This is a genomic window from Bacteroides ndongoniae, assembly GCF_900108345.1.
Lineage (GTDB): Bacteria > Bacteroidota > Bacteroidia > Bacteroidales > Bacteroidaceae > Bacteroides > Bacteroides ndongoniae.
Window position 1 is genome coordinate 127,361 of sequence record NZ_FNVV01000012.1, and the last position, 12,358, is coordinate 139,718.

Annotated in this window: 10 protein-coding genes; 9 read left to right on the forward strand and 1 reads right to left on the reverse strand. The window is 45.1% G+C overall.

Going from position 1 to position 12,358, the window contains the following annotated elements; genetic code table 11:
• Window positions 1-332 precede the first annotated feature (332 nt).
• On the forward strand, window positions 333-602 hold the full coding sequence (rpsO, locus tag BQ5591_RS00860) for a 30S ribosomal protein S15 (RefSeq protein WP_022161550.1): 270 nt from the start codon (window positions 333-335) through the stop codon (window positions 600-602).
• A gap of 95 nt (window positions 603-697) precedes the next feature.
• Here rpsO and BQ5591_RS00865 read toward each other — a convergent pair whose 3' ends face one another.
• The gene (locus BQ5591_RS00865; RefSeq protein WP_235817013.1) at window positions 698-1,555 is read right to left on the reverse strand and encodes an AraC family transcriptional regulator; all 858 of its coding nucleotides are present in this window, start codon (window positions 1,553-1,555) and stop codon (window positions 698-700) included.
• 272 nt (window positions 1,556-1,827) lie between these two features.
• Here BQ5591_RS00865 and BQ5591_RS00870 point away from each other — a divergent pair, with 272 nt between their 5' ends.
• The 8 genes from BQ5591_RS00870 to BQ5591_RS00905 all read left to right on the forward strand — a co-directional run bounded on the left by BQ5591_RS00870 (window position 1,828) and on the right by BQ5591_RS00905 (window position 12,223).
• A complete protein-coding gene (locus BQ5591_RS00870) occupies window positions 1,828-2,601 on the forward strand; it encodes a DUF4493 domain-containing protein (protein ID WP_071148070.1) in 774 nt (257 codons plus the stop codon).
• Window positions 2,602-2,633: 32 nt separating this feature from the next.
• The gene (locus BQ5591_RS00875; RefSeq protein WP_159434399.1) at window positions 2,634-3,926 is read left to right on the forward strand and encodes a DUF4493 domain-containing protein; all 1,293 of its coding nucleotides are present in this window, start codon (window positions 2,634-2,636) and stop codon (window positions 3,924-3,926) included.
• A gap of 4 nt (window positions 3,927-3,930) precedes the next feature.
• Window positions 3,931-5,727: a DUF4493 domain-containing protein gene (locus BQ5591_RS00880; RefSeq protein ID WP_071148072.1), complete on the forward strand. Its 1,797-nt coding sequence runs from the start codon at window positions 3,931-3,933 to the stop codon at window positions 5,725-5,727.
• A gap of 162 nt (window positions 5,728-5,889) precedes the next feature.
• Window positions 5,890-6,747 carry a hypothetical protein gene (locus BQ5591_RS00885; RefSeq protein WP_235817014.1) on the forward strand — a complete coding sequence of 286 codons (858 nt, stop codon included), beginning with the start codon at window positions 5,890-5,892 and terminating at the stop codon, window positions 6,745-6,747.
• Between the two features lie 26 nt (window positions 6,748-6,773).
• Complete coding sequence (locus BQ5591_RS00890) at window positions 6,774-8,426, forward strand: PCMD domain-containing protein (protein ID WP_071148073.1); 1,653 nt, start codon at window positions 6,774-6,776, stop codon at window positions 8,424-8,426.
• A 32-nt stretch (window positions 8,427-8,458) separates the two neighbouring features.
• Window positions 8,459-10,678: a DUF4493 domain-containing protein gene (locus BQ5591_RS00895; RefSeq protein WP_071148074.1), complete on the forward strand. Its 2,220-nt coding sequence runs from the start codon at window positions 8,459-8,461 to the stop codon at window positions 10,676-10,678.
• Window positions 10,679-10,685: 7 nt separating this feature from the next.
• On the forward strand, window positions 10,686-11,393 hold the full coding sequence (locus BQ5591_RS00900) for a DUF4493 domain-containing protein (protein WP_071148075.1): 708 nt from the start codon (window positions 10,686-10,688) through the stop codon (window positions 11,391-11,393).
• Window positions 11,394-11,731: 338 nt separating this feature from the next.
• Entirely contained in the window at window positions 11,732-12,223 is a 492-nt protein-coding gene (locus BQ5591_RS00905) for a DUF4251 domain-containing protein (RefSeq protein ID WP_071148076.1), read from the forward strand.
• Window positions 12,224-12,358 lie beyond the last annotated feature (135 nt).

Here is a 12,358-nt window from a genome sequence, read left to right on the forward strand (position 1 = left end):
CGAGGTGCAAAGATAGTGTATTTTTTACGATTACCGACTGGTATTTGTCAAAAAGTCGCTTTCTTATCCCTCTGTTCTGACGCACATTGACTCCATATTTGCCTTTCCGCACCGATAGAACAAGCATCTGAACCATTGCACATACACACAAACGAAATGTATCGCCCCCAGACACCTCGAAAACTTTTGCTTGTTTACCATGAAGGAACTTTTCTGCAAAAAACAGCGTCAGCATACACTTTTTCGCCTGAAAGTCATTGCCATATCAAAGATAATCCCTACCTTTGCAGCCCCGAAAGGGAATATTAATAACTTTTTTAATTAAACATTTTATGTATTTAGACGCTGCTAAAAAGCAAGAAATCTTCGGCAAGTACGGAAAGTCTAACTCTGATACTGGATCAGCTGAGTCTCAGATAGCTTTGTTTTCCTACCGTATTGCCCGTCTGACTGAGCACATGAAGCTCAACAGAAAGGATTATAGTACTGAAAGAGCCTTGACGATGTTGGTAGGTAAACGCCGTGCGCTGCTCAACTACCTGTACAACCGCGACATCAATCGCTATCGTGCCATCGTTAAAGAGCTTGGCTTGCGTAAGTAATCGCACTTGCGGCAACAAAATGAAAGTTAAAGGAGATGTGTCCACCAAACGACGCATCTCCTTTTCTTTTTCCTCGATGGCTTTTTATTGTATCTTCATCCTTTTATTCTGTATTCCAACGGACTCATACCGACATAACGTTTGAAGTATTTTCCAAAGAACGAAATATTGGCAAAATTCAGCGCATCCGATATTTCCTGAACAGAAGCATCCGTCAGCTTCAGCCGCGACTTGGCATCCATAATAACCATTGACGAAATAACGTCGGTACAGGTACTACCGGTCACTTCCCTGACCACGCTACACAGATAAGCATGACTCACCCGCAACTGCTCGGCATACCACACTACTTGCCTGATTTGTGAATAATGGCGCATGACAAGCCGCGTAAAGCTGCGGAACAACTGTTCGTTTTTGGTCAGCAACCGATGCTGACTGTTTCGATCCGAACAGATCTGATGAATAGCCAGATGAACATCGGCAAACAAATTGTTGGCAGCCGCCTTCCGCCCCTTCTCATCGAGAAACTCGTACAAACGTATAAGAAGGCCAAAAAAGTCGCGAAGCAAATCCGATGCCTTTTTATGAAGAGAGATAACCGGAGATTCTGACAACATGTAACATGCATCAATCATATGCTGCGAGGGATTACTTTTAATATACCCGGATGAAAAGCCCAGAAAATAAATCTTCAATTCATTACTCACTTTGTGGATCTGAAAAATAGTCCCGGGCACCAGCAATACCGCTTCATCCTGATGTACGCAAAACCGATTTAAATTGACTGAAGCTTCCACCTCGCCACTCTGACAATATATAAACATCTCACACTTCAACCTTACCGGAAAATCCGTATAAAGATTGAGCAGAGCGGGATCGATATCTGTACCTGCCAACCAATCTTCCGGCAAATCGATTTTGGGCATGTCTTTTTCTTGATTATGTTCCATCATATCCGTATAATTATATCGAGTCACAAAGATAAGCTTATTTGAAAAACAGACAAATGATTCTGACCAGCTTATCAACGCCAACCCCTATTTATTACGCATTTATAACGATACAAGAGGCCTAACCCAAAGGATCAGATGAAAAAAAGAACATAAAAAGTAAAAACAGACCTTGCTCAAGTGGTCATAAATACGTTACTTTGCAGCCCGAAAAAAGCATAAAAACCAGTCATCTCCTAAAAAGCGTTTTTACAGGAGGCATTAAACAAAAAAATATGAAAGTCAACAAAATTAAACTATTCCTGATGGGCTGCATGGCATCCCTGACGATCACATCCTGCACCTCAAGCGAGGATCCTGCAGAAAATGCCGGAAGCGGCAGTATCCGATTAGGACTTACTACCAGCACCGTATTTACGAAAGCGGTAAACGAGAGCGATTACGGAGATATTAATAAATACTCTGTGCAGATTCTAAATGACAAAGGAACAACTGTTGAAGAATTTATCTATAGTGAAAAGCCGGAACGAATCAGCTTAAATAATGGGAATTACACACTGAAAGCATTTTATGGTACAGAAAGTGATGCTTCACGCGACGAATTCTATGTAGAAGGAGAAACGGGATTCACCGTAAACGGAGAAGAACTTCAGGAAGTAGCAGTCGAATGCAAACCTACCTGCGGAAAGGTAAAAGTAAGTTTCGCCAACAATATGTCTCAATACTTCAGCAACTATTCTGTGGTATATGAAACGGCTGCATTAAAAGAGACCGGAAGTAGCGCCATTTGGCAAAAAAACGATACTGAACCATGGTACTTGAAAGTTAATGCAGCAGGAGAAAGCGTAAAAGCCTCCATCAACTTTACTCGCATCAGTGACAACAAGTCTGCCACTGTGGAAAAGACTTATACACTGGCTCCGGGTAAATCGTGGACACTGAACATCGCACCACAAGACAATAACGGCAGCTTGGGCATCGTTGTCACCATCGACGAATCGACCGATGATGAAAACATCGACATCGAAGTTCCCTCTGAATGGATTTAAAGTATAAGACCTTATTTATAAAGAAGAATTTTATGAAATTAATCAATATCATAGCCTTAAGCACAGCAGCCATTCTAAGCCTGGCTTCGTGCGAAATGAAGAATGAGCTGACCGGCAGCCTTGTGAACAAAGAAGATATGGGCGCTTTGGAGCTTGGAGTCAGTGTAAAACAACCCGTTTCACAGACACGTGCCACGGAAGTGGCAACCAATGACTTCCCTGTAACCATACAAGGTACAAGTGCCGAAGTTACTGACGTAGCGAAGGAATATGCCACTGTAGATGAAGTCCCGTCCAGCATCACAGTGCCTGTAGGACAATATACCGTAACGTCGCATACCCCCGGAACACTGGAGAAGAAAATGGGAAACCCCTATTATTCGGGAAGTACAAATATTACTGTAAGCAAAGGCATTACAAGCGAAGTCGATGTCATTTGCCGTATGGCCAACAGTCGTATTCAGATGAAATACGGAAACGATTTCAAAGAAGCATTCAGCTCATGGACGATTACCATAGACGATGGCACAGAAACTGTACTTGCATACACCGAAAGTGACCAGAATCCGGCTCCCATCTATTGGCATTTCGGCGATAACATCACAGCCATCACTGTCAATATCAAGGCTGTGACAACTAAAGGGAACACTGTAACCGAAAGACGAGTATTCCAAAAGAAAGACGCCGCCGAACAGTATGAAGAAGTGGGCGATGCATTCACCGGTGGCGACGCTTTAGAAATCAACATGGGTACCGTGGAATCTTCCACAGGAGAACTGACAGGAATTACCATTACTGCTAACATCACATTTGAAAATGAAAGCGAGTCGGTAGAGATTCCGACAACAAATCCGGACGAGGGTGGAGACTCTGGAACTGAACCACCAATAGGAGGTGATGTAACTCTTAACTTACCCGCAGATGTCACTTACTCAATATCGGCAGGCGATGCACCGGCCAGTGCTGATGCATATATAGCCTCTGAAGCAGGATTGGATAAAATCATCGTAACCATAACTGCAGGAAACGACGCCTTTCAAGCGATCTTGGTCGATTTAAAGATGGACGGACAAAGCTTCCTTGCTGAGAATGGAGGAGTAAACCTGATTGATAATAGCGATTTTGGGAATTTAGTTGCTACTGTAGGAAGTACAGCCCCTACAGATGGAACAAAAGAATACACGTTCCCAATCGGAGCATTCTTCACCTTCCTTGATATGACAGGAGCAACCGATGCAGGCAAATCACATGAGTTCCATATTACTGTAACCGATAAAAATGGACAAAAAGCAACCGGTGTATTTAAAGTAACCATAAACGAGTAAGAAAATGAAAAAGATATATTTATTTCTTTTTGTAATATTATCCACACTGAGCATAACTTCATGCCAGCAAGATGACTTAAATGACAACATCGGTTATCTCCGTATTGAAGTAGGAACCAATGCCTACGTAGATACCCGTATCGCTGCAGATTATAACCCTAAACAAATTGCTTTGCAAATACTCGATAGCAAAGGAGGAATCGTAGAAAGCACCGACGATTGGGAAACTCTGTCGGGACAACAAATTCGTTTGGCAGCAGGTACCTATACCGTAAAAGCCTCTTCCAACGGGTTCGATGGTTCCGAATCGGGATTTGACATACCTTACTATGCCGGTAGCCAGCAGATAACGGTACAAACAGGCAAAGAGGTTACCGCCAACATTACCTGTACATTGGCTAACGTAAAAGTTACCGTAAATTATGATCAGTCTTTTATAGACGCTTTCCAATCGGCTACAGCCACTGTCAAATCGGCTATGGAGGGTGTTAACGAACTCACCTTCAGAATGGGCGATGAACTGAAACCAGCTTATTTCCCGGTTGCAGACCTCACCGCTACTATTTCTGTAACCAACCATTCCGGACAACAGTTCTCGCAAGATACACCTATCACTAACGTGAAAGCCCGCAAACACTACATTCTGAACTTTAAAGTTGCTGAGACCGGCGATATAGGAGGAGTCAGCGTCAGTGTAGATGGAACAGAAACCGTATATACATTTACTTTCAATGTTTCTACTGAAGCCAGCACAAAATTAGGAGCTGAAGCGGCCAACGCTTGGAGTAACTTTGCTTATTTAGAAGGAAGTATTCTTTCTTCATCCGAAGAACTTGATCCGGCCAGCATGCACTTTGAGTATAAAAAGGCCGATGCAGAAGAATGGCAAACTATCTCAGCCAATTATAATAGCGGAAACCAGAAATTCACAGCGACACTTACAGGATTGACACCTGCCACGCAATATACTTATCGCCTCGCTTATGAAAAGAGTGGAGAAGCTTATGCCAGCGATCCAGTAACATTCACAACAGAAGAAGCCACAACATTGCCAAATGGCAATATGGATGATTGGTACAAGAGCGGCAAAACTTGGTATCCGGTATCAGAAAGTGACTATTCCACTTCGGGCTCTTTCTGGGATTCAAGTAACCCGGGAACTACAACAGGTGCCGGAGCATTAGTTAATGTAAACCCAACACAAGGCAATAGCTCTATCGTACACACCAGCGGAGGTAAATCTGCAGAATTAAAATCACAGTATGCTTCTGCATTCGGTATTGGTAAGTTTGCTGCAGCCAGCCTTTACTCAGGCAAATTCAACAGCTTAGTAGGTACTAACGGAGCCAAAATTGATTTTGGACAGAAATTTGCATCTCGCCCAACAGGTCTGCATGGTTGGTTCCGCTATACAAGTGGGAAAATAGACTATCGGGGTGATAATACTCCTGCAGGACTTGGCGAGAAAGGAACTGACGACTTATGTTCCATCTATATGGCATTAGCTAAAGCTCCTCATCAGTTGAACAATACTGATACTTCTACATTCTTCGATTTCGAAAACGATGATAATATCATTGCGTATGGCGAATTACCCGATGCGGAAGCTGTATCCACCAATAATGAATGGAAAGAATTCAATGTCGAACTGAAGTATAAAGATATCACGCCACAAACTGCATATTACTTGATTATCGTCTGCTCTTCAAGTAAATATGGCGATTACTTCACTGGAAGTACCGGTAGTATCATGTACATCGACGACTTGGAGTTACTTTACGGAGTTCCTTCCACCAAGTAAAGCCATATACAATTATTAATTAAAAAAAGAGGGTGCGTCATAACTCACCACTGATTACACAGACAGGCACAGAGATTACTTATAATATATCTGTGTTCCTCTGTGTAATCCGTGGCAAACTGCGGTTTTGATGCCCCCTCTTATACACGTTTTAAAACATTTATGTTCAGAATACTGTCACTCATCCTATTGTTCGCTATCGGTAGTGCATTCCAGACGCTACAGGCGCAGAAGTCTATCCGCATCGAAACCACCCTCAATGGCGACAGCATCATCATAGCCGATTCAACAGGACATGTTTACAAGATAAAAGCTCCAACCAAAAAGAAACGGAAAAAAGCCCAACGGCCCCAGCGCATCGACCGCGGCATCATGCAATCGGTCTTCATTCCCAAGGGGCAGTGGATGACAGGAGGTACGGTTTCTTATTCCGAACACGAGGAAGATAACCTGAACTTTCTGGTCATAAAGAACGTAGAAGGTTTGGGATATACGTTCAACGTCAGTCCGTACGTCGGCTATTTCTTCAAGGACAACGTAGCGGCAGGCTTACGCTTCGGCTACAACCGTACCTATTTAGATATGGCCAACTTCGAACTGAATCTGGGTGAGGACTTCAACATCAGCCTTAAGGACCTCTATTACCTGGAGCACGAATACCAGGTATCGGGTTTTCTGCGTACCTACATGCCCATCGGCAAAAGCAAGATTTTCGGACTGTTCAACGAAGTGCGCCTGACGTACGCCTACGGAGTAGGAAAGAATTCGACCGGTTCGAATACCGAATACGACGGTACTTTTGAACGGACACACAACCTGCAAATCGGTATAGCACCGGGCATGACGGCCTTCGTCACCGACTGGTCGGCAGTCGAAGTATCGGTAGGCGTGATGGGCTACAACTTCAAATGGCAGAAACAGACAACCAATCAGATAGAAAGCGGCATGAGAAGAACGTCTTCGGGAAACTTCAAGATCAACCTCTTCTCGATTAACATCGGCATGACCTTCTACCTGTAAACCAACGATCAAGAAACGAACGAACTATGATAAAAAGACTCTTCTGTTATATATGCTGCGTACTGGCATTAACTGCCTGTGCCATTGAGAACGACATTCCCTACCCCATCGTTGACGGAAGCATCCAGGACTTTGAGGTAGAAGGACAATGCGGTCCCGACGGCAGTGGAAGCCAGCAAGCTACCATTGATAAAAATGCACGTACGGTGAAACTGTATGTGGACGACTCGGTTGACTTGTCAGAGCTGCGCATTACCAAACTGACCGTCAGCAACAATGCCACGCTGGTGCCCGACTCTACCCTCTGCCACAACTATGCCAAGTTTCCGACCGTAGGCTTCAGTTCGCTGGACGATATTCCCATCTCGTCGGATACCCGCATGGACTTTTCGAACTCCGCCACGATCGTCCTGCGCACTTATCAGGACTATGCCTGGAGCATCAGCATCGAGCAGGTGATAAAGCGCGACATCGTTCTGGAAAACCAGGTAGGCAACGCCATTGTGGATGACATCAACCGGAATGTTATCATCTACGTGTCGCACGAACAACGGCTCGACCACATCAAAGTGACTTCGTTCAACCTCGCCGGCCAGCACGGCACGGTATATCCCGACCCGACTGCCGATGCCTACTTCGACTTCTCCGAGCCGCGGACCTTCTTTGTTTCGTATGGTTGGGAAGAGGTGAGCCACCAGTGGACCGTCTATGTCTATCAGACCGACGAAAACGCATCGGGGCAGATAGACGTCTTCTCAAGAGCCACAAGTGCCACACTGAAAGGCAGCATACAAAGCGGCAAGCAGCCTGTGGTGGAATACCGCAAATCGACCGACAGCAACTGGACTTCACAGCCTTTGGCCAACATCGCCATCAGCGGTACCAACTATACGACCGACCTGCAGCAACTCAGCCCCGGCACTGCATACGAATGCCGTGTCAGCATCGACGGCACCGTAGCAGGCACGCAGACGTTCACTACTGCACCCGCAACTCCACTGACCGACGGCAGTTTCGACAACTGGCATCAGGAAGATAAACTGTGGAACCCGTGGAGCCAGGGCGGAACTTCTTTCTGGGACACCGGCAATAAAGGAGCCGTCACCATCAGCGACAGCAACTCCATCCCCACCAGCGAAACCTGCAACGGAAGCGGACTTGCCGCCTCGCTCGAATCGAAATACCTTGTCCTGAAGTTTGCGGCAGGCAACATCTTTACGGGCAGTTATGTGAAAACGGTAGGAACCAACGGTGTGCTGAGCTTCGGACGGTCTTTCTCGTCGTTCCCCAGCAAACTGCGCATCAACTATAAATACACTTCGGCCACCATCGACAAGGTGGGAGAAGATGCCCTTTCTTATCTGAAAGGACGTCCCGACTCGTGCCACATCTACATCGCACTGACCGACTGGGACGAACCGCTCGAAATCCGTACGCGCCCCAGCGAACGCCAGCTGTTCGACAAAGCCGACTCGCACATCATCGCATACGCCGAACTGATACAAGGTTCCAGCACATCAGATTACCAGCAGAAGGACCTTGTGCTCGACTACCGATACACCAACCGCACACCGAAGTACATCGTCGTGGTGGCCAGCGCCAGCAAATATGGCGATTACTTCACCGGCGGAGTAGGCAGCAAACTGTGGTTAGATAATTTTGAACTGATTTACGAGTAAGTATGACAAAAGAGAATAGAAGAACCATCACAATGAAATATATCAAGGCTTTATATGCGGGCTTCATCGGCTTGCTGCTGGCAGCCTGCCAGACGGAGCAGTGGGAAGGCATGGAGGGTGGTTTCCTGATATCGTTGGGAGAAGACGTGACCGTAACCACCAAAAGCACTCCCGCCGAACTGGGCAAACCTGTTAAAGAACAATTCTCGCTGAAGATTGTGAAAGAAAGCACCGGCAGCACATTGTACGATGGAACCTTTACTTCGGACCAGATTCCTGCTTCGGCCGGACTTTACACCGTGACGGCCACCTGTGGCGAAAATCCTTTATTAGGATTGGACACTCCTTATTATAAAGGAGAAGAGGCAGGAGTGGAAGTAACCGAAGGAGAGACCCGGACAGTAAACCTGAGCTGCAAAGTGGCCAATGCACTGACCAGCGTGACGTACGACGAGCCCGAGAAGTTCGATGCCTTGTTCTCCTCGTACGGTCTGAAGGTTTCTGTGGGCAATCAATCCGTCACCATCAGCAAAGACAATGCAAAGAAAAGTGCCTACTACCGTGCAGGTACCATTCCGACCTTTCAGTTTGTCGGTACCCTGAAAGACAACGGTCAGGCAGTATCCATGACATTGGAAGATGACAAGCTGAAGAATGCCGACACCTTTGGCGCTGGCAAGCATTGCAAACTGACGCTGAAAGTGAAACCCGCCGCCTCCGGAGTTATCCTTACCGTAGCAAAGGTAGAGGTGGAGAATGTGACCATCTCGGAGACGATACCTGTGGAGTGGTTGCCCAAACCCAAGATAGAAGCCGAAGGCTTTGAAGGGAATTCGTTGTCGTTTGCCGAGACCGAAAGCAAAGCCGCAACTGTCAAGCTGAACACAGCAACAGCATTGCAAGACCTGAAAATCAAGTTCAATTTTGCCGATCCGCAATTTACAGCATTCAATCAGGAATACCAGCTTTCCACACTCTCTGAAGACACCCGAAAGGATTTAGAAGAAAAACTGGGCATCACACTACCTGCCATAGGCGATAGTTCCCCCAGCATACAGTTGGACAATCTGATAGCCAGACTACAAACCAATGCCGGTGAAGCGACTGCCAACACCATTGAGCTGGATGCACAGGCTAACGGCCGATGGAGCCATGAAGACGCAGAAGCTAATCGTAGCTATACATTGAATTGCAATAAGCCGGAGTTCAGCGTATCCGTAGATGCCAGCAACTGTTGGTCCAGAGAATTTACAATAAACGACATCACGGTAACAACGGGAAATGCAGAAACCATCAAAAACAATTTAATATATCAATATTATAATGGAACGGACTGGATAGAATGCAGCACACGAGACAATCAAAAAGGACGCGTCCAACAATTTGATGAAGCTGCAGAAGACATATCCCAAAAGAGCTATCGAGTACGTGCTTTGTATCGGGGAGCCATAGCCTCAACAGAAGCCGAAGCGACATTGGAAACTCCGGAACAATTACCGAATTCGGGGATGGAGGAATGGCATTGTTCAGGCCCATTCAGCCACAATGTATATAGCTATTATCCATATTCTGAAAATGATAAATGCTATTGGAACACTAATAATGATTATACAACACGATATCGTCAAGGAACTTTTGGTTATCCGTATAATTGTTTTCCAGCAGTATCTTATGTTCCGGGCAGAAATGGAGGCAAAGCGGCAGAATTAAGAAATACTGCATCCGGCGCAGGAAACACTACCGAAACAATTTTTACAGATGCAAAAATAGACAATAGAAACAGAGTTGCAGGAATATTATTCATTGGAGATTTTGAATGTAGTACAGGAATGAGCGCAACAAACTATTCTTATACTAAAACAAATGGTAAGGAATTTTATACCAGACCTACAGCATTAAAATTCTGGTATAAATATCTCCCTTATACAAACGATACATGGAAAGCCCATATTGAATTATGGGATGAAAATAAAAATATAATTATACAGCAAGACTTTCAATCCTCAACTTCACAAAATAATTATGTAGAAGCTGAAATAAAACTAAACTATAATGAGCAACAATCCTACCCTGTTTGCAAGTATATTTATATTATATTCCAATCAACCATAACAGAAGGAGAAAACATGCCGTTTGAATGGTTCAAAAGTTCCTATGATCTTTGGAAGGATGATGAACAAATCTCATATAAAGAACCACACATAGGCAGCATCCTCACCATCGACGACATCTCCCTCATCTACGACAAATAACAGACATATGAAACGAACATTATATACACTCATTTCGCTCCTCCTGCTGATAAGCTGTCAGCAGGAAGACGTACTAACCGAAACGGGAAAAGGCTATCTGCAATTAGAAAGCCTTACCCTCGGTTCCGTCACCGCGGAAAACATCGTCACCCGTGCCGTTGAGGAAGACCTGTACATCAAGATATCCAACGGAACTGATGCGGACAAAGTCTATGCGCCGGGAGAGTTTCCCCAAGCCAAGGTGGAACTGAATGCCGGCTCCTATACCCTCGAAGCCTACAACGAAGCTTACCTTACAACAGGAGCCGACGACCCACGCTATTATGCCCGGACAACCTTCAGCATCGAGCCCGAGAAAGTAAGCTACATCGACTTGCAGGTACCGATGATCAACGTTGGCATCAGCCTGGCACCGTTCAGTAACGAACTGACTGCCTTATTCTCCAACCCTAAGCTTACCGTATATACGACAGACTCCGGCGCTACAAAAACGCTTGATCCCGGCCAAACCACCTACTTCGACCATACGGACAACATGACCTTCACCTATACACTGACCGCCACCAACACCGACGGGGAAACCTTCACGACAACACCCCAGACTTATGGAAACAACGACGGGCAAAGCGTAGAGCCGGGCCACTGCTACATCCTCAGCTACTCGCTGGCCGACACCCGCCTGCAAGCTGCCTGCACCGCAACAGCATCGCGCTAATACCGCCCGTGAGTCATAACCATCCGAAATTCGCCGTGTTTCATCTGAAGTACCACGACAGGTATTTTTTCATTTGCCCACTCGTCATTTTTTCCCAGTTAGGAAAATATTTTTTTCTAACTGGAGAATTATTTTTTCCTAACTGGGGAAAAATAATTGCAAGAGTGGTTGCTCACGATTCATGTAACAGGCTGATAGTTAATATCCTTTTTATAGCGTATTCTATTGCTAAAACATTCCAATACAAACCTGTATCTGCTTGTATTTTCAAGGCGAATCGTTATCTTTGGTTTGCCGAACTCATCAGTAATAACAAACGATATAAAAAAGAAAGCCTTATGAAAAAATCCTTCTGCATCATTCTTTTTACTGCGGCCGTTTGCTTTCCGCTTCATTTATCCGCACAAAAGGACAAACAAACCGAAAAGGTACGCAATGAACAAGCGGTCAAGAAAGCCATTGATGAACGCCATTTTCGCATTGATGTCAACTACATGACCCCTACACGAGGGCGAAGCCGTGCACTAACGGATAGCTATAGTCTGGAAGTACGCAACGACTCTTTATTTTCTTACCTGCCTTATACGGGCGAGGCCTACAGCATCCCTTACGGAGGAGGGAAAGCACTAAACTTCAATGCCCCCATCCAGACGTACGAAACAAAAGAGAAGAAACGGGGCCGTAAAGAAGTCAAGATTACTACGAGCAACGAAGAAGACAGTTATACCTATTCTGTAACAATCTCTTCAAACGGTTCGGCATACATACACGTACAACCCATTCGACGTCAACCAATCTCCTTTAGTGGACAAATAGAACTTGAAGAATAGCCAATACGCTTCATTCTAGAAACAGATGTACATCAAGCAAAACAAATATTCTATTGATTATCAGCAATATGTATTTCAAAGATGTACATCTGTTTTTTTGTTCCGACGAACGATATCCGCTAATTTTGCAAACGA